The sequence below is a fragment of the Mucilaginibacter sp. 14171R-50 genome (assembly GCF_010093045.1).
GTDB lineage: Bacteria > Bacteroidota > Bacteroidia > Sphingobacteriales > Sphingobacteriaceae > Mucilaginibacter.
The window spans coordinates 3,955,331-3,972,689 of the sequence record NZ_CP048115.1 but is presented as its reverse complement, the minus strand read 5'-3'; the positions used below and the strand labels follow the sequence as shown (position 1 = coordinate 3,972,689).

At 41.0% G+C, this 17,359-nt stretch carries 14 protein-coding genes and 1 tRNA gene; 10 read left to right on the top strand and 5 right to left on the bottom strand.

Going from position 1 to position 17,359, the window contains the following annotated elements:
• Positions 1–138 precede the first annotated feature (138 nt).
• Positions 139–212, top strand: a tRNA-Pro gene (locus GWR56_RS18055).
• Positions 213–693: 481 nt separating this feature from the next.
• Here the strand turns inward: GWR56_RS18055 and GWR56_RS18050 are convergent.
• Positions 694–1,755, bottom strand: coding sequence for a DNA polymerase beta superfamily protein (locus GWR56_RS18050; RefSeq protein WP_162432595.1), 1,062 nt, complete (start codon positions 1,753–1,755; stop codon positions 694–696).
• On the bottom strand, positions 1,752–2,507 hold the full coding sequence (locus GWR56_RS18045) for a nucleotidyltransferase domain-containing protein (RefSeq protein ID WP_162432594.1): 756 nt from the start codon (positions 2,505–2,507) through the stop codon (positions 1,752–1,754). The genes GWR56_RS18050 and GWR56_RS18045 overlap by 4 nt, the downstream gene beginning before the upstream one ends.
• Positions 2,508–2,536: 29 nt before the next feature.
• Here GWR56_RS18045 and GWR56_RS20730 point away from each other — a divergent pair, with 29 nt between their 5' ends.
• The gene (locus GWR56_RS20730; RefSeq protein ID WP_255456700.1) at positions 2,537–2,659 is read left to right on the top strand and encodes a hypothetical protein; all 123 of its coding nucleotides are present in this window, start codon (positions 2,537–2,539) and stop codon (positions 2,657–2,659) included.
• A 674-nt stretch (positions 2,660–3,333) separates the two neighbouring features.
• Here the strand turns inward: GWR56_RS20730 and GWR56_RS18040 are convergent.
• Positions 3,334–4,914, bottom strand: a complete 1,581-nt coding sequence (locus GWR56_RS18040) for a TROVE domain-containing protein (protein WP_162432593.1) — start codon at positions 4,912–4,914, stop codon at positions 3,334–3,336.
• 348 nt (positions 4,915–5,262) lie between these two features.
• Between GWR56_RS18040 and GWR56_RS18035 the strand changes: the two genes are divergently transcribed.
• Complete coding sequence (locus tag GWR56_RS18035) at positions 5,263–5,988, top strand: hypothetical protein (protein ID WP_162432592.1); 726 nt, start codon at positions 5,263–5,265, stop codon at positions 5,986–5,988.
• A 241-nt stretch (positions 5,989–6,229) separates the two neighbouring features.
• On the opposite strand, the gene GWR56_RS18030 is transcribed toward GWR56_RS18035, so the two are convergent.
• Both GWR56_RS18030 and GWR56_RS18025 read right to left on the bottom strand, forming a co-directional pair.
• Positions 6,230–7,750 carry an SIR2 family protein gene (locus GWR56_RS18030; RefSeq protein WP_162432591.1) on the bottom strand — a complete coding sequence of 507 codons (1,521 nt, stop codon included), beginning with the start codon at positions 7,748–7,750 and terminating at the stop codon, positions 6,230–6,232.
• Positions 7,751–7,902: 152 nt separating this feature from the next.
• Positions 7,903–9,396, bottom strand: a complete 1,494-nt coding sequence (locus GWR56_RS18025) for an RtcB family protein (RefSeq protein WP_238395264.1) — start codon at positions 9,394–9,396, stop codon at positions 7,903–7,905.
• 181 nt (positions 9,397–9,577) lie between these two features.
• Between GWR56_RS18025 and GWR56_RS18020 the strand changes: the two genes are divergently transcribed.
• From GWR56_RS18020 to GWR56_RS17990, 7 genes are all read left to right on the top strand, one after another.
• A complete protein-coding gene (locus tag GWR56_RS18020) occupies positions 9,578–9,850 on the top strand; it encodes a hypothetical protein (RefSeq protein WP_162432590.1) in 273 nt (90 codons plus the stop codon).
• Position 9,851: 1 nt separating this feature from the next.
• Positions 9,852–10,892, top strand: coding sequence for a YafY family protein (locus tag GWR56_RS18015; protein ID WP_162432589.1), 1,041 nt, complete (start codon positions 9,852–9,854; stop codon positions 10,890–10,892).
• 30 nt (positions 10,893–10,922) lie between these two features.
• Entirely contained in the window at positions 10,923–12,557 is a 1,635-nt protein-coding gene (locus tag GWR56_RS18010; RefSeq protein WP_162432588.1) for a rhomboid family intramembrane serine protease, read from the top strand.
• Positions 12,558–12,563: 6 nt separating this feature from the next.
• A complete protein-coding gene (locus tag GWR56_RS18005; RefSeq protein WP_162432587.1) occupies positions 12,564–14,321 on the top strand; it encodes an FAD-binding protein in 1,758 nt (585 codons plus the stop codon).
• A complete protein-coding gene (locus GWR56_RS18000) occupies positions 14,314–15,186 on the top strand; it encodes a class I SAM-dependent methyltransferase (RefSeq protein ID WP_162432586.1) in 873 nt (290 codons plus the stop codon). Before GWR56_RS18005 ends, GWR56_RS18000 begins: the two co-directional genes overlap by 8 nt.
• A gap of 3 nt (positions 15,187–15,189) precedes the next feature.
• Positions 15,190–16,287, top strand: coding sequence for a hypothetical protein (locus GWR56_RS17995; RefSeq protein WP_162432585.1), 1,098 nt, complete (start codon positions 15,190–15,192; stop codon positions 16,285–16,287).
• Positions 16,288–16,627: 340 nt separating this feature from the next.
• Entirely contained in the window at positions 16,628–17,359 is a 732-nt protein-coding gene (locus GWR56_RS17990; protein ID WP_162432584.1) for a hypothetical protein, read from the top strand.

The window sequence follows — 17,359 nt, the reverse complement described above, 5'->3', positions numbered from 1 at the left end:
AACGGCACCATTTTAGGCTGATAACAAAATATTTTAAATCATAAGTTTATGCAAATGAAATGGTTAAACAATCACCCCGAAATTCTTTTAAAAAAAGTTTGCACAGCTACACAAAAAAGCTACCTTTGCAATCCCAATCGGGATGTAGCGTAGCCCGGTATCGCGCCACATTTGGGATGTGGAGGCCGCAGGTTCGAATCCTGCCATCCCGACACCAGCGATACCAAACAAGTATCAAAACCCTCTAAATTGTATGATTTAGAGGGTTTTTTTATGGATTTTGCAAAATTTTAGTTCAAAGTAATCCATATTAATACAAACTTCTACATGCCCTATTTCGCACCCTCTTTTTAATTTGTAAAATTGTTCAATGCGTTTTTACTCGCAACCCGTGGTTGCTTGTAACTGATTTCGTGTTTTAATCCGTTTATCGCAAAATGTATATGCGTCGACGGGGATAATATCAAATAAGTAAAACCGCGTATGAAAACAACAAATTCATTCAGTATCATTTTTTTTCTAAAAAAGGATAAAGCAAGCAAGGGAATTGCGCCCTTGTATGGCCTTATTAATCACATAGACCCTTTGCTAGCATAATTAAATTTATTATTCATAGCTGGTTCTATATGTAAAGGTTTTGCGATTTTCTTTACATAGCTGAATTCAACTGTAGAATTATACTAAGTTAAAATACTAATAGAATCCCATTCTGATTGACACCAGTAATTGTTCCGCTTTTTTGAGGTCGGGCTGATTAGGTAACGTCGATTTTTCATACGCCACTTTTATTTGCTCCATCTTTCCTTCAACCATTTGCATCAGATCATCAAATTCAAATTCACCATTACGGATCTTTAACAAGAAATCACGGTCATTACGTTTAACGATCACTTGTTGATATAGAGCAATTTCTTCGGCCATGCTTAAAAGCCGGAATGTGTGCATCATATTCTTTGCATCATAACTTTTGCCATGTGATAGCGTACTTTGATAACGATGCTCGTTTCGTTTTTCTTCCCACTCTAGGTACTCTTTATATTCACGGCAGTAGATAGAATAGCTATCCTTATTAAAGTTCATTACTGCTATATGTTCTATTCCTTTCGGTACAGAACTTAACTGCACATCATCAGCGTCAGGGCCAGATATAACTCCCTTAAACCGACTATCGGTCAATTGCTTTTGATGGTACAGTAAATACACATTCCTAAAATGATCGAGATTAACCAAGCCACATTCATCTTGATTGAAGCTATTCTCCTTTAACCATTCTTTTAACGGGACGCTACCATTGTTGTAGATCACAAAACAGAAATCTAATACCGACTTTCGTTCAGCATTCAATGGCTTATTGATCTTTTTATTAAGCCCCCTTGCTTTCTTGATCTGCGTTTGTGCATATCCGGCGAATGTATCCAGGCAAAGTTTGGATAGAAAATCTTCGGGCTTGATCAGATCCATTAACGGGTGGCGAAATAACACATGCTCTTTAGGCGTGCTTAACAGTTCTAGTATATTAGGATTGTTTTTCGTCAATAAATCCAGAAAACGGCCTATCTCAAAGTAAACCTCATCATTGCTTTTATTAGATATCTGATCTTGTCGCTCAAAACCATATAGCTGCTGTTGAGGCATAATGAATATCCCTTTCTTATCTATGTCGGAGCCGGCTACGTTCAGGTTATAAGCGGTGCTGCCGCTAATACAATCCAGCAGGATCAGTTCTTTTTGTTGTTTGAGCTGCTCGTAGGTCATGGCTGGATATATTTTCTAAAGATATTATTCAACTCATCCGGGTATTTCTTTTCCGATGGAAGCTCAGGTATGCGCTCTTTGCACAAGTCAAGCGTGTTACTCAGCCATTGGTTAAGTAGAGAGACAGGTGCTATCAACGCTTTTTCATCAGCTATCTTTTTCCTTTCCAGCAGTTCATCTATAGCGCTTTGAACTTTATTGTCCGATATCATAACCCTTAAATGTTGAAACTCCATAGGTGGTACCGATTGTTTCTCAACTATCCACAAGCAAGCCAATGCCGGGCGAAGTGCATAAAAGTAACGCTTCAGTTTTACTTGTTCGGTTTGCAGATCATCGCGAAGCGTATTGTGCGCCATTGATAGATAATGATTGGCGCCTGCACGTGACGAAAAGTATTCCGGCATCAGCTTACGCAGATCTTCAGCAAAGGTTGAATCTGCCTGATAAACTATTGGCGATTGCAGCCACTCGTACAGTGTGCTATTCGATTTAAGGAATAGTTTTAGTGCTTTTTTGAGATCCCAACCACCTATATCCAACACTTCGTTGACAGGCAATCCAACATTGTCCGGCAGATCTGTTATTCCCAGGTAATCATTTATCGGGCGAGCGTATATAAAGCGAACATCAAAGTCACTATCGGGCGAGGCAAAGCCCCAGGCCCTGCTACCTGATTCACAGGCATACAGTATTTTTATATTTTCATTCTGCTCCAGTTCGAGCAGTTTTTGAAGTATTGTTTCGGTCATGATTAATAGTATAAGGTTACAAAATATAAATGAAAGAGCAACAGCCGGCAGGTGTCTTATGGGATTCGAACCCGTACCGCTTTCGCGGCTTTCAACCAGACGAAGTATCACCCGCCTACGGCATCTTTCATGATGTTTTTAAAAAGGGCTAAAAGCAACTGATGCGTTTTTACTGAGCTACTATGCGAAACAGATCGCTGGGCGGATTTGAACCGCCTGCCTTCCCTTCCGGGACGCTCTAACCGAAGTATCACCAGTTTACGGCACCTTTTTAGGTTTAGGTATTTTAAAAAGAAGAGCGACGATCCGGCAAGCGTGTGCTAACGTAAAAGGTTGAAGTAACGCTTACCTACGGCATCTTCTTTATTTCTTTTAAAAAAAGGGTAAAAAGCAACAAGTGAAATGCACCTTGCGGTGCTCCTGCTCTAACCAAACTGAGCTACATTGGCATAAACCAATGGCCGGACTTGAACCGGCGACCTGGACGTTAAATGCGAAGTAACACTCATCTACGACACCTTTTTTTATTTTTAATTTCTTTTAAAAAGAAGGGCAAAAGACAATAAGCCATTCATCCCGCCCGTAGCATATAGCCCGGCATCGGTTCCCTGATCGAAGTAAGGCTTATTTACGGCACCTTCTTTTATGCTTTATAAGGAGCAACAGGCGAACACGGGACGGGGGCTCGCTTGTGAGGACTCGAACCTCCAGCATAGCTTGCGCCACACTGCCCACCCCCTTCATGAGCGAAGTAACCCGTTTCTACGGCATCCTTATTTTTTAATTTCTTTTAAAAGTATGGGGCGTTAGCTTCCCCATACTTGGTTTATAGTTCTATATTGTTGATAGCATCTAAGGCCGAGCTTCCGTTTTCCAAAGCAGCTAACACTTCAAAAACTTTGTCGCTCCAGCCGGCTACCAGGTATACATCATTGCGCAATATTTGCAATGGCGCTTGTCCGTAACCTTTCAAGTCGAACAGGTAGAGTTTCGCGTTTGGTGATACCTCTGCCTTGTAACGCAACCATAAGGGCTGTATATGATCGCCTGTAGTTGATGAACTGTTCCATAACTGGGCATCGGTAAACAGAAATACCTTATCCATTTGTGCCTTACGGGATAATATATCCTTGATAACCAGGTAGCCATTGGTGCTGTAACCCACCTCGCCCTCGCGGCGATAAAACTCCTGTACGTTACCCAAGATGTTATTACGCGGCACCACAATGGTTTTCCATGTATCACCAAACATACCCACCTCCACGTTTTTACAACGCGATTGCAACAGCATAGCCAGCATTAGGCCCACATCGTACAGTAATATTTTGCTCTTAGCCGATACTGGTACCTGCATCGATCCCGAAACGTCGCAAGCTAACAGCACACGGGTTTCGTGGTTAAAACCTTTGATGTTGGCGGCGCTTGCCTGTGCCGCTTTTTCCAAAGCATTCATCAATTCGCTGGTGTAGCCCTTGTTGCCCAGTAATAATGCGCTCAGCTTTTTAGCGAGCCCCTTTACCGGCGCCATGGTTCCTGTAGCTTTCAGTTCGCGGTAAGCTGCCAAATAACGGAACGGAAACTGCTTTGCCCTGGCAACCTCATCGGCATCGGCAAGGCGTGCGCATACTTTTTGAAAGTGCGCGTAGCTTACGCCGGCTTCCTGTATGTTGCGCAGGTTACGCAGCAAGGCCATATAACCCAGCTTACCGCTGTCTATCAGTTCTTCCCACTTGGCGCGGAACGCTTCGGCTTTTGCCTCTTCACTGTCGAAGCCTATCTGGCCCAGGGCCGATAGTTCAGTTTCCCAGGTGTAGGGCGTTTGCAGGTCGCCGTTAACTATTTTGTTGAACAATACTTGCTGCAATTCGTCCTTCGCCTTTGGGTGGACCAAAAACAAGGCGTCACGCAGTTTTATAGCGCCATCGCGGTTGTATTTACCAAACTGGTACTCGTCAAAGCGATTAAACGCCGCGCTTAAACCCTTTTGCATTTGCTTGCTCAGGCGGTTAAGCTTTTTAGTGCCGGTACGCTTGTTCAGCGTTTCGTAGCAGGCCAATAGCTCGGTGATCTCATCGGCACGGCCGATCACGCCATCGGTAACCCGGGCTACCAAATCGTCGCCCGAGTGTAGCTTAGCCAATTCGGTAACCAGCACCAGCGGTACCGAACGCATATACATTTTTGTGCGGGCATACACGGCCAGCTTACCCACAAACACCGGGTTGCAAGCGGCTATCAATTTTTGTAAGCGCGCTAAACGTGCCTCGTCTTTTTCATAAAAAGAGTCGTTTAAGCTCCAGGTAACCACAGCGGTATATAGTTCCATCTCGGGGCTCAATGCAAAAGCCTTTGCACCCGCATAGTTAACGGTCTGGTTTGTAAATTTGCTTAACAGGTTGAATTTCATTGTGAACCTCCTTTTTTCTTTATTGTTGATACAAAGAAATAGAGGCACTGCGCAGTGTATTTGCGCAGGTAGAATTATTTTGAAAAAAGTTGGAATATGCGCCTTTTTTTGGCTTTTATTACTGTTACTAACGTGGAGAAGCAAATCAGTATTTCTTACTCGATCAAAGTAATCACCTCATTTTTATACTAAAATTGTTAGTAATTAATGCTTGATGTGTAAAACTTTTAATTATTGCATTATTATTTATTTGTATCTTAGAGTTATTAACCGTTAATAATAAATGAGTTACGATGATATGCTTTGGTGCCAAAAGTATTAGCAACGTAACAACATAGAGATAAAAGCATGAGTGAAGTTGAGCAAGAAGTAAAGGTCAAAAAAGTTGTTAAAGAGCCACGGATATCTTTGACAATGATTTCGCGATACATAGTCGCGTCCGAAAAAGTCAAACTGAGCATTTTAAAGAAATGCAAGTATCCGTCTGATTATATACCAAAATTTTATGAAATGGCCAGGAAGCTGGTTTGTGAAATATTCGAAGGAAATTTTGTAGATGGGCATGAACTCTATTTTGAAGCATTTAAGCAGCAGGCGCGAATTTATCGTAAAGAAGCTAAGACTTATCCTGAGAACAAAGACGGATATAAAAATCGTATTTATTCTGCTAAAGGATTGGATGCCATCGTTGCAATGTCATACCTGTTAATACCAATATTGGAAAAACACACACTCGAAAATAATCTCCACCGAAGAAAAAATAAAATTATAAAGAATGACGTTAGTATTGGCGCCGTGTCGGATATGCTGCTTTTAGATCAATCAGGCGTAAAACAAGTTGGCTTTTTAAAATTCAATTTCGAATCGACTAAATTGAAAAGAGAAGAAGCAGAGGCTAAATTATATGTATTAAAAAAATTTTATGAGCAAAAAGGATCGAAGTTAGATCCGAAAAGTTGTATTTTGGTTGATGTGATTGCTTGGCGAACCTATTCTGTGGCCGATGTCGCTGATGCGGAAATCGAACTTAACAAGGCGACTTTGACAATAAAGAATAATTGGGATTTGATATAAACTTTTTAATAATTTATTATACATCACAATTTAAAAAACGAAAGATTATGGGAATTAAACCAGGACCAAAGAGAATTGCTAAATCCACTGGAAAACCGGACGAGCGTCAGCGCGATAATAAGGAAACACCGGGTAATACCCCGTCATTGAAACCACACGTACATAAGAAAGGGAAATAGAAATTCCTTTCCTTTTCAGGCACATAATAGTTCGAAGTTATAAACTTTGGAGGGCTAGGATATTACTCATTATTTACGCGATTTAATATTTCAGGGATTTCTTCAAAAGAAGTAAACCAAATAATTGCAACACCTAATTCTTTCATTATTTCCTCGTTTAGTTTGTGATGCCTTTTAAGAAACTGCTCTGCCGCTTTTAGGTTACTAATTAATTGGTTTTTCTCTAATGTCACCTTATCCGTTGTATAACAAAATTCTTCAAGTGTTAGCCTACGCATAAAAGCGAAATGCCTCGCCTGCTCCATATTTCTCGCGGAGATGTCTAATAATCTTCTAAGATTGGGATCAGTCATGGAAAGCCCTATCATTAAACAATTATTTTCTCTTAAGTTATAAAGTTGCACCAGATTAGACCAATGATAAGCATCAGAATAGATAAGATGATAACCTTCTTCCGAGAAAACTAACGTACTTTTTTCTAAAGATGTATATTTTGTTTTATCTTCAGGTAAGAACCCATGCACGTGATAAATTGGAAGTTCATCAGGATCTGATAGCTCATTTTCTTTATAAATGCTATGATGTCTAATGGATTTTGAATTTAATTCGCGTTCTAACAAATCATCGAAATTGTAGGTTACAACTGCTTTTACTCTTGCGCCAGTTTGAGTAGGCATACAAAGATTTGAGATGGACTTGATTAGTTTTGAACTTATATCTTTTTCAGTGTTCCTGAGTTTATACAAATTGTCAGAAATTATATCGATAAATGTTTGCTCTTGAGTGTCTTCCTTTGTAAGTCCTTTTCTGAGATATCTCGCTGCCATTAGTGCAGATGGTTCATCTACATCATTAAGTCTGTAAACAATTTGTTTAATATCATCGTCTGAAATCGTTTCAGTACTATTAAATTCTTTGGTCAAATAAGACACAAATAAAGAATTTAATAATGTGTTCCAATCGGGCATGCCAGCGCTACTGGATACCCCGGCACCTAAAAAAGTGGAAAACTGTCTTTTTTTGTAGGCTTCAATTAAAAGGTTGATTCTTTCTTCTCTTTCTTCTTCCCAATTCCTTACTTCACGGGAGACAACGTTTTCTAATCTTAAAGAAAAAAGATTGTTTGCAATCCTGTTTGCTTCTTTTCTATGCTTCGCTACTATCGTATTTAACTCCTCTGGCCCCCATATTATAATTTTAATTTGAGAAGATAAGCTAGATAATTCAGACATTAATCTGGCTCGTGTCCGTTCCGAAATAGGTCTCCCATTGATTATCAATAAGTTCTTAATGTCCGGGATGATTTCAGTTCTATTTAGTTTGGTGAAAAATTCATCTATAAAAATTCTAGGAGGTGTTCTATCGAGGTTTAATTTTATTTCAATAATAGTCTTTCCAACGATATCATCAAATCCGTGATCGGCTATAGCATCACCTGGAATACGAAAATTGCCATTTATAGCCAAGATCTTATTTTGCGATTCAAGATGAAATTTTAATAAATTGAGTATAAAGGTTTCAAAGGAGTAATAACTTCTTGGGCCAGTACCAACAAATTTTGATAATATATCGTCAATAAGCATATAATAGTGATAGGTTTTACTTCGTTGTAAATATATATAATGGAATTGATACGTCTATCACACCTTAATGAAAAGAGATACCCCGCTGTTGCAATTTCCTACTTCGAACCATTCAGCCTGTGGTCGGTGTTTTCACCGCACCACAAGCTCACTCAATCCTCCGGCTTCTCCCGCGCATCCGCCATCCTCACTATCCTCGGCTCAAACTTAGCCAATACTTCTACCAGATCGTTCTGCGCGGCCATTACGGTGTGGATGTCTTTGTAGGCCATTGGGGCTTCGTCCACATCGCTGCCCATAAGGGTGATTCGCTTGTCAACCAAATTGGCGGCAATGGCTGCTTTGTCTAATGTTTTAAACGCAGCACTGCGGCTCATGGCCCTGCCTGCACCGTGACTGGCAGAGTTAATGCTGGCCGCATCACCTTTACCGCGGACCAAAAAGCCGGGGGTACTCATGCTGCCGGGAATAATGCCTAACACACCTTCGCCGGCCGGGGTAGCGCCTTTACGGTGTACCATCACTTCGGTACCATCGGCCAGATGCTCTTTCCAGGCAAAGTTGTGGTGGTTCTCTATCATGCTGATGGGTTTTACCCCCAAAGCACGGGCTATTTTGTTATGTATCTCGTGATGGTTGGCGCTGGCGTATTCGCCGGCCAGGTTCATGGCTATCCAGTATTCTTGTCCTTCGTCCTTATCCAGATCCAACCAGGCCAAATGTTTGGCTTCAGCAGGAAGCTTGGTTTTGGTCATGGCTATTTTGCTGTAATAGTCGGCAATGGTGCCGCCAAACCCACGCGAGCCGGAGTGCGAAAGCAAGGCCAGGTACTTACCTGCCGGGATGTCGGCCAAAGCACCTTCGGCTAGGTCAAACTCGCCCCATTCCACAAAGTGGTTACCGGTGCCGCTGGTACCTAATTGGGCATAAGCTTTATCTTTAAGTGAACGGATCAGCTTAGTTTCGCCCCAGGTTTTGCTATCGAACAACGAACTGTCGAAATATGACTTGGTAGTACACCCCATCCCGAAATAGGTGTTATCAACCAATATATTCTTCAGCTTGTCTTTCTCGGTATCTACCGCTTCGGCCGGCAAATCAAAGATGCTTAAACACATCCGGCAGGCAATATCAACCCCAACAGCAAACGGAATAATGGTATTAGCCGTGGTAGCCAACACGCCGCCAATAGGCAGGCCATAACCCTGGTGCGCGTCGGGCATTAAGGCCCCGGCAACCGCTATGGGTAATTGTATGGCAGTACGCATTTGTGTTAAGGCGCCTACCTCGATATTTTCTAATCCCCATACCGGGAATTCGGCTATTTCTTCCTTCAGCTTAAAGTTACTCCGTTCCTGCTTTACAAACTTGCCTTCTCTACGCAAAGCGATAACATCTTCGGCAAGGTTTTTAAACTTACCGCCTTTTTTAAGGGCGTAAGGCATGGGGTCGTCAATTAAAGCTTCAAGATTAGCAAGGATATTGGCTTTGTCCATAACGCCGTGCTTTAGCAAACCATTAGCCACGCGGCTAAAGTTTACCAATATCTCTATATCGTTAATACCTAATGCCTTTAACTCGTTGTTGCCAACCTTTTCTTTTTGCCCTTCCATCTGCTGAAGTGCGCCTGTATTTTGCTTTCTCATAACTGTAAGCGTGTAATTTAACAATTTAAAAGTCTCCGGGCCAAAACCCCTCTCCCCGAATCGGGAGAGGGGGCGTTCGTGAACGCGTCCAGCCTTTCGACAGTACAAAGAGAAACATCAAGTGCGCAGCGTATTTGCGTAGTAAAAAATATTTTATAAATTCATCAAAATATTTACGAACATGGAGCATTTTTGTCTTTTGACAGTAGAAAACAAGCTTTTAAGTAGCAAAAAAGAAGTAACCGTTAATCTTGGTGATGATGATATGTTGTCTAAATACGATTCCGAACTGATAGCTGCCACGCAAAGGGTAACGGAATGTTCATCGCTTATAGGTGCCTTAAACTATTTGGGCTCGTTAGGGTGGGAACTGGCGCATATAACGCCCGTTCGGATAATTGGAGGTACCAGTAACGGTACAGAAGAGAAATATCTGATGAAAAGAAGATACTAACATGCCTGTAAACCGCAATGCCCTTATCCGCTACCGCACCATCGACCAGTGCCTGCAAAACCGTTTTAAGAAATGGACGCTGGATGATTTGATAGATGCCTGCAGCAATGCTATTTATGAATATCAAGGCATTGATACCGGTGTAAGCCGTCGCACCGTTCAGGCGGATATAGAAATGATGCGCAGCAATAAACTGGGTTATGAAGCACCTATTGTTGTCGTTGATAAAAAGTATTATACGTACAGCGATAAAAATTACAGCATTACCAATAGTCCGCTTAACCAACAAGATATGCAGGTGCTGAGCGAAGTATCGGGCCTGTTAAAGCAATTTAAGGGCTTTAACCATTTTACCGACCTGAACGAGATGGTGAGTAAACTGGAGGACAAGATCTATACGCAAAAAACACACAGTGCACCCGTAATTGACTTTGAGAAGAACAATAACCTGAAAGGCTTAGAGTGGATAGAGGTGATCCGTAAACACATCGTGGCCAAAAAAACCATGTGCGTTACCTACCAATCGTTTAAAGCGCGCGAGGCCAGTACTTTTTGCTTTAGCGGGTACCTGTTGAAAGAATACCGAAATCGTTGGTTTGTATTAGGTGTATCCCATCAGCGCTATAAACCGTTACTTAATCTGGCATTGGATAGGATACAAACTATCATTGCTCATGACGATGATTATATTGAGAATACCACCATTGATTTTTCGAGCTATTACAGCGACGTGATAGGGGTAACTAAAACGCCCGGTCAGCGCGATGTAGAAGTAGTGTTTTGGATTGACGCTAAGAACGCACCATACGTTATCACTAAACCTCTGCACCATACCCAAAAGCTATTGCGTGAGGATGAGAAAGGTAAGATCTTCAGCATCCGCGTAATTATGAATTTTGAGTTGGAACGTGAGTTATTGGGTTTTGGGTCGAAGCTTCGGGTACTCGGCCCAAGGGTATTGGTCAAGCAGATCAAGAAACAATTGTATGAAACGTTGGAGAGGTATAAAGTGTCGGAAACAGAACAGCCAGAAATTAATTAATATATTTAGATCATTATCACAATTATTATAATGAGCAATTTTTTAAGCAAGATAAAGTTAATCTATCTGCGATTTTTGCTGGTGGCTATTGGCTTTATCTTATTGTATTCATTTTTGATATGGATCGTTGTATATCAATTTTCTTTATTAGCCTTAAACGAGGATTTAATTAACTTTTGGCTACCATTTTGCCTTCCTGTAATACCAGTTTATATCTGGCTGAGACCGAGGATTAAATTATTAGTATTAAAAGATAAAAAGGGTAATTTACCATTTCTCTATTTTTTTGCGGCTTGCTTGGCAATATCAGCGCCAACCATTGTATTGCAAGGGTATTTACTAACAGCAACTGGTAAACTGACAACCGTTAATAACATTACCGAAATCAGTCAAAAGCCAATCACGAAATATTATACAGTTGCAAATCATTATATCGATAAACAACACGCGACTGTACATCGTAGAACGGAGGTAAGTGGCAGGAATAACGAATATTTGACTTTTCATCTGTACGTCGCTTGTCCTATTTTAAATAAAGCGTCTCAAATAGATACCAGCAATAACAACAACTTTAACATGCCAGTGGCCTGGCTGGGAACCGAATACACAAAAAGTATAAGTAATCACAGTAGCGATACTGAAAAGGAGCAGGCGTTTAAAGAATTAGGGATAGAAGCCTATAATAAATTAAAAGAAGAAAATCTTGATCGGTTTGTTTACTTAGACCATATTGGCAATAATGATCACCGTAAAGGTTATTATGCAGCGATCAAGTCAATTCCTCAATATAACAGTGCAGAACCGTTAATTCTGGAAGCCAAAAATGAACCGTTCGAAGCAAGAAACGGGGATAAATTTGTATGGATATTTAAATCGTTTGGCATTGGCGCTGCAATTTGGTTGATCATGTTGATCTTCCCTAAGTTTGACAATGTGCAATTAAAAAAGCTTCCCGAGTACAGTTTTCAGAATCAATGGAAGACTTTCTATAAATTTATTTCAGCAATAAAAATCACCAGTAAATCATCAGTCTCAGTAATCATTATTGCAGTAAACATTTTGGTTTTTATCATTATGGTTTTTGCAGGATTAGGTTTTATTTCATTTGATGGACAAGACTTATATGCCTGGGGAGCTAATTACCGGCCAGCAGTGATTAGCGGACAATGGTGGCGCTTACTAACTAATATCTTTTTGCATGGAGGATTAATGCACTTGATATTTAATATGTATGGTTTACTTTTCGTCTCAATTTTCCTCGAACCTATTTTAGGGAGGGCTAAATTTATAATCGCCTATTTTTTATGTGGTTTGTTAGCAAGCATTGCCAGTATATGGTGGCATCCTGCAACCTTGAGCGTTGGTGCGTCAGGTGCGATCTTCGGATTGTATGGTGTATTAACCGCTTTATTAACAACTAACAAAGCCGACGCAAATTCCAAAAGAGGGTTATTAATAAATAACGCAATTTTTATAGGGATTAATTTAATAATCGGATTTAGTGGAGGTATTGACAATGCCGCTCATATGGGCGGGCTTTTAACGGGATTTATTATCGGTTACATCATGTATTTTTTTATTGATGAACCAAAGCCCAAAAGACGCTATAAGAAAAAGATAAAAATTATCGAGAACAAGGGAGACTTACTAGAAAAGGAGAACTAACTATTTATGCGTCTCAAACAAAAGCTACCTGTAACCTATTTGTTATTTACTTTTAACGGCCGCTTATCAAAAGGAGCTTTTTGGTTGGCTTCCCTGTTTTACTGGTGTACCTTTTATGTACTATATAACCTGTTATTGTTCGGCATAGGCGAAGGTGCTACGTTTATACTTTACCCTTTATTATTCTGGATTATTATAGCTACTTCCATGAAACGCCTGCATGATCAGGGCTATTCAGGTTATTGGCTGTTTACTGTTTTAATACCCGTGCTTGGGCCGCTATGGTTGTTTTGGCGGTTAGGATTTAAGAAAGGAAATTATACGGCAAACCAGTACGGCTCGGTACCCGGTTCGGCGCCCGATTATTTGAAAAACGATGAAGGCAAAGAGATTCCCCACCTTAAAACAGATGAGCGCATTATTGATGATGTAACCCGATTGAATCCGGTGCTGGTTGCTAAAATTGTGCGTCCGACTTCTGTCGAAGAAATCTGCGAAATAGTTAAAAACACCACTGGAGCGATTTCCGTAGGCGGCGGTCGTTTCAGCATGGGCGGACAAACCGCCAGTCCGCATAGTTTGCATATTGACATGCGTGGGATGAATAAGGTGCTGGAGTTTTCCGCAACAGGTAAGCTTATCAAAGTACAGACGGGTATCCGTTGGTGCGATATACAGCAGTACATTGATGAACATGACCTGAGCATCAAAGTCATGCAAACCTATGCCAACTTCACAGTAGGTGGAGCATTAAGTGTTAATGCACACGGACGGTATATGGGTATGGGACCGGTTGTTTTATCAGTGCGTTCAATTGATGTAGTATTAGCCGATGGATCATTAGTGCATGCTACTAAAACAGAGAACCATGAAATATTCTTTGGCTCTATAGGTAGTTATAATGGCATTGGCATTATTGTTCAGGCTGAGTTAGAACTGGCCGATAATCTGGCTATTAAACGAATTGATAAAAAAATGAAGGTGGAAGAATATAAAGATTACTTCTTCAAAACCATCCGCGATAACCCCCAGGTAGTTTTTCATAACGGGGATATCTACCCGCCAAAATATAAACGTTTGCGAGCGGTGAGCTGGATAGAAACCACCGAAAAACCGACTGTTAAAACCCGGCTGATGCCGCTAAAAGAATCTTATCCCCTTGAGCGGTATTTCCTTTGGGCATTTACAGAAAGGCCGCTGGGTAAGCCGTACCGGGAGTTTATCATTGATCCTTTATTGTTTCGGGGCAAAAAGATCCACTGGCGAAATTATGAAGCTGGCTACGATGTTGCCGAGCTGGAACCGAAGTCGCGGATCAATAGCACTTATGTGTTGTTGGAATATTTTGTTCCTGTTCAGCGCTTTGAGGAATTTGAACACGCTATGGCCGAAATATTTATCCGCTTTAATGTAAACGTGCTGAATGTTTCTATCCGCCATGCGACGGCCGACCCGGGCACTTACCTGGCTTGGGCACGTGAAGAGGTATTTGCTTTTGTAGTTTATTATAAACAACGCACAGATCCGGCATCTAAAAACGCCGTTGCGGTATGGACCCGTGAACTGGCCGATGCCGTAATTGCTGTAAACGGCGCTTATTACTTACCTTACCAGGTACATCCAACCCTTTCGCAGTTTCATAAAGCTTATCCCAACGCGCAAAAGTTATTCAACTTGAAAACCAAGCTCGACCCTGACTACAAATTCAGGAACATTTTTTGGGATACTTATTATCAACCATTAAAACCACAAAGCAATGGCTAATACATCCGAATTTAAAGCAGTATTTAACGATACTAAATGGAGCGATGATTTTTACCGCTTTTTGCAGGTGATATTTCATTTATATCCCGAGGATAAATTTCATCAACTAATAAAAGAAGAAACCGCCGCCGGCAGAACCGATGAGGAGATTTATAAATCGGTACAAAGCAAATTGAAAAACATTAAGCCATTTTTATCTGAACTGACTTATGCATTGCCTGCGCTGAAAAAACAGAAAAAAGAGATCGTTAGGCAAACGCTGGAATTATTAGGCGGTTTAAAACAGATCGACGGTTATGCCGAGATCGGTTCTACCGGCCGGTATATTAGTCAGCTAAGAAAAGAAACCAAAGTTACCGGTCCGATATATCTGATTAATGATCTGGCGCCAACTAATTCGCCGGGAGACATTATGGAACGGGGGCAGTTAGGTAAGTTAGGCACTTTTGTCAATATTAATGGTTATGACACTATAAACAGTTCAATTATCTCCGATGCCAGCCTCGATGTGGTTACCTGCTATATAGGCTTGCACCATTGCCCTGTAACAAAGCTGGATGAATTTGTACAATCAATTAACCGTATCCTGCGGCCCGGCGGCTCGTTTGTTATTCGCGATCATGATGTAAAAACGCCAGAAATGGCCACTTTTGTATCCCTGGTGCATACCGTATTTAATGTAGGCCTGAACGAAACCTGGGAGTTTGAAGCTAACGATTTTAAGAACTTTAAACCGGCAGATGAATGGGCGGCACTTATTGAAGATGCCGGTTTTAAAGACGCCGGTAAACGCATACTGCAGGATAAAGATCCATCCGACAATACTTTAATGTTGTTTACTAAAATGTTGTTTACTAAAATATAAACCATGAAAAGGCTAAGGATACTAACATTAATTGCTCTACTGCTGGCTATCGTAACGTTTGCTGTTAAAAACAGGAAACTATCTACTGTGCCTGCCGGGAAGGGTTTGTTGGTTGATAAAGCCTGGCTCGCTACTGATCAGCATCCTTTAACACCTCAGTCAGCCATACGTCCTCCCGATCAAACTTTCCTGACCTATCCCGAATGGTTCCTGGTATTTAGTCCGGCGGAACAGGCAGATTACTTTAAAAACCATACTTCAACCACCTTTCCATACCTAAAGCATGTTGATCAGATGTGGGGCGGATACGGTGTGATGTATGATCAGATCAAAGGCAATTTTCCATTCAATACCGGATATCATGTTATGATATGGGTGATAGCCGGCAGCACAACTGTTGAGTATGGTATCAAGTCGTTTTACGAAACTATTATTGGCCGGATAACCGATACCAGCCCCGATGATGAAATGACCGCTGAGGACAAGTTTAACACCGCTTATGAACACAGTTATATGAAATTTATCGAGGCGTTGCCATGGTACCAATATGATTTTAACCATCAGCTCAAAATGTTGTGGAGCAATCCCTCATTCCGCGGCCCGCATTTATTGCGTAAACTGGAAAGACGCTATTATCTAACTACAGAACTATTGGTTAAAAGCGGCTATGGCTGGCTGATAGGCCTTGCCACCAAATCGGCTTATGAGACAGCCTCATTGCAAACAACAGTAGTGATGGATAAGCTACCTCTGGGCTTTGATAACACCGGCGTTACGCACAATGTAAAAGTATTGCGAAACGGTATGGTACTGGCCAACTTACCCCGCTATGCTGAATTTAATACTGCGGTTAGTAAGCTGGCTAAAAATGGTATTAGTTTTACTGAGATTGCCGGGAATAAAGGTGCCATTATGCTTACTGTTCTAACCGGCAAGTCTTTAAATATAACGGGCAATTATAAAGTATTATTTACTCAGCCAGTCTTTACCAAGCCGGGCTTAAGTAGAATTGCTTTAGTCACTACGGTGGGAAACCTAAGTACAACTGTCAAAACACTATTGGACAATAAAGTTACTATTGAGCATGTGTATGACTATTAATATTTGTGCTCGTTTAAAGAATACCAAGACTACATTTTTTGATACTCAATTAAAATTCTATCTTTGCATCCAATTCCTGATTTGTTAACCTTTTAAATATCAAGGAATCATGACAGAGCTACGCTACATATCGCCCCTTTCGCTCATTGCCCATTAGGCAGGCAAACACCATGTTTTTATTGAAATTAAATTAAGTCACTTTAGTGGCCATGCTGATCGTTTTTGCCTACCGAATTAATCTATTGGGTTTTTGTTTAGCGCTTTTGAAAGGGTATATCCTTACTCAAGGACGAACTTAGATCAAAAATTAAATTCAAAGCAAAATTAAATACCAAGTGTGATGAACACACATGAATGGCCGCGCTATATCAAATCGGCACGGTGTAAAAGGCGGCTCGTAAAAACAGATCGTGATAAGCAACTAATCCAGCTGGACAAACGGCGTGATGAATTATGGGAGCAAAAAAAGCTTTTGCCAATGGTTCCGCTTGAACATCCGTACCAACGTGGCTGGAAACGCTTTTTCGTGTTGCGTAACGATGTAAAGCATAGCCCAAGGAAGGACTTTTATGAGGCGTTGTTGCCAAAGATCAATACGGTTGAATATCATCTTGACAGATCTTTCAAACGAAAAAAGCGACGTAAACAGCGTTACGTTTACCATGTAAAAGCGCAGATGCTGCGTGAGTTATCGCAGCATAGCTGGGATGCAAATACGATAATTTTAACCGAAGAGGAAAAGGTTTGCTTTACCCGTGTCGAAACATTTGACGTAAAGACCTACCGAACCGATGTTAAATACGTTTTTGCTGAACCGTGGAGATATGTGCTGAAGGTAGCGCCGCATATGGTTACACATACTAAATTGATGGATGTGGATATTGAAAGGGAGCTATCGTACATAGATGATCATATTGATAACAACCACTTGTGGCCGCGCATTAACCTGTTAACCCGTGGCCGGAGTTATCGCTGGAAAGACAAGTTTAACGAGCGGGCCAAATACATTAACAAATTTAAAAACATACCCAGGTATGCTGGTAAAGAAGCTTACCTGGAATTAGAAACATAA

Excerpts from the sequence above, each read along its gene's own strand:
- GWR56_RS18020 (WP_162432590.1), top strand. The coding sequence starts at position 9,578 with ATGGAGCATTTTTGTCTTTTGACAGTAGAAAACAAGCTTTTAAGTAGC.
- GWR56_RS18000 (WP_162432586.1), top strand. The coding sequence starts at position 14,314 with ATGGCTAATACATCCGAATTTAAAGCAGTATTTAACGATACTAAATGG.
- GWR56_RS18030 (WP_162432591.1), bottom strand. The coding sequence starts at position 7,750 with ATGCTTATTGACGATATATTATCAAAATTTGTTGGTACTGGCCCAAGA.
- GWR56_RS18010 (WP_162432588.1), top strand. The coding sequence starts at position 10,923 with ATGAGCAATTTTTTAAGCAAGATAAAGTTAATCTATCTGCGATTTTTG.
- GWR56_RS18050 (WP_162432595.1), bottom strand. The coding sequence starts at position 1,755 with ATGACCTACGAGCAGCTCAAACAACAAAAAGAACTGATCCTGCTGGAT.
- GWR56_RS17990 (WP_162432584.1), top strand. The coding sequence starts at position 16,628 with ATGAACACACATGAATGGCCGCGCTATATCAAATCGGCACGGTGTAAA.
- GWR56_RS18045 (WP_162432594.1), bottom strand. The coding sequence starts at position 2,507 with ATGACCGAAACAATACTTCAAAAACTGCTCGAACTGGAGCAGAATGAA.
- GWR56_RS18025 (WP_238395264.1), bottom strand. The coding sequence starts at position 9,396 with ATGAGAAAGCAAAATACAGGCGCACTTCAGCAGATGGAAGGGCAAAAA.
- GWR56_RS20730 (WP_255456700.1), top strand. The coding sequence starts at position 2,537 with ATGAAAGAGCAACAGCCGGCAGGTGTCTTATGGGATTCGAACCCGTAC.
- GWR56_RS17995 (WP_162432585.1), top strand. The coding sequence starts at position 15,190 with ATGAAAAGGCTAAGGATACTAACATTAATTGCTCTACTGCTGGCTATC.
- GWR56_RS18005 (WP_162432587.1), top strand. The coding sequence starts at position 12,564 with ATGCGTCTCAAACAAAAGCTACCTGTAACCTATTTGTTATTTACTTTT.
- GWR56_RS18040 (WP_162432593.1), bottom strand. The coding sequence starts at position 4,914 with ATGAAATTCAACCTGTTAAGCAAATTTACAAACCAGACCGTTAACTAT.
- GWR56_RS18035 (WP_162432592.1), top strand. The coding sequence starts at position 5,263 with ATGAGTGAAGTTGAGCAAGAAGTAAAGGTCAAAAAAGTTGTTAAAGAG.
- GWR56_RS18015 (WP_162432589.1), top strand. The coding sequence starts at position 9,852 with ATGCCTGTAAACCGCAATGCCCTTATCCGCTACCGCACCATCGACCAG.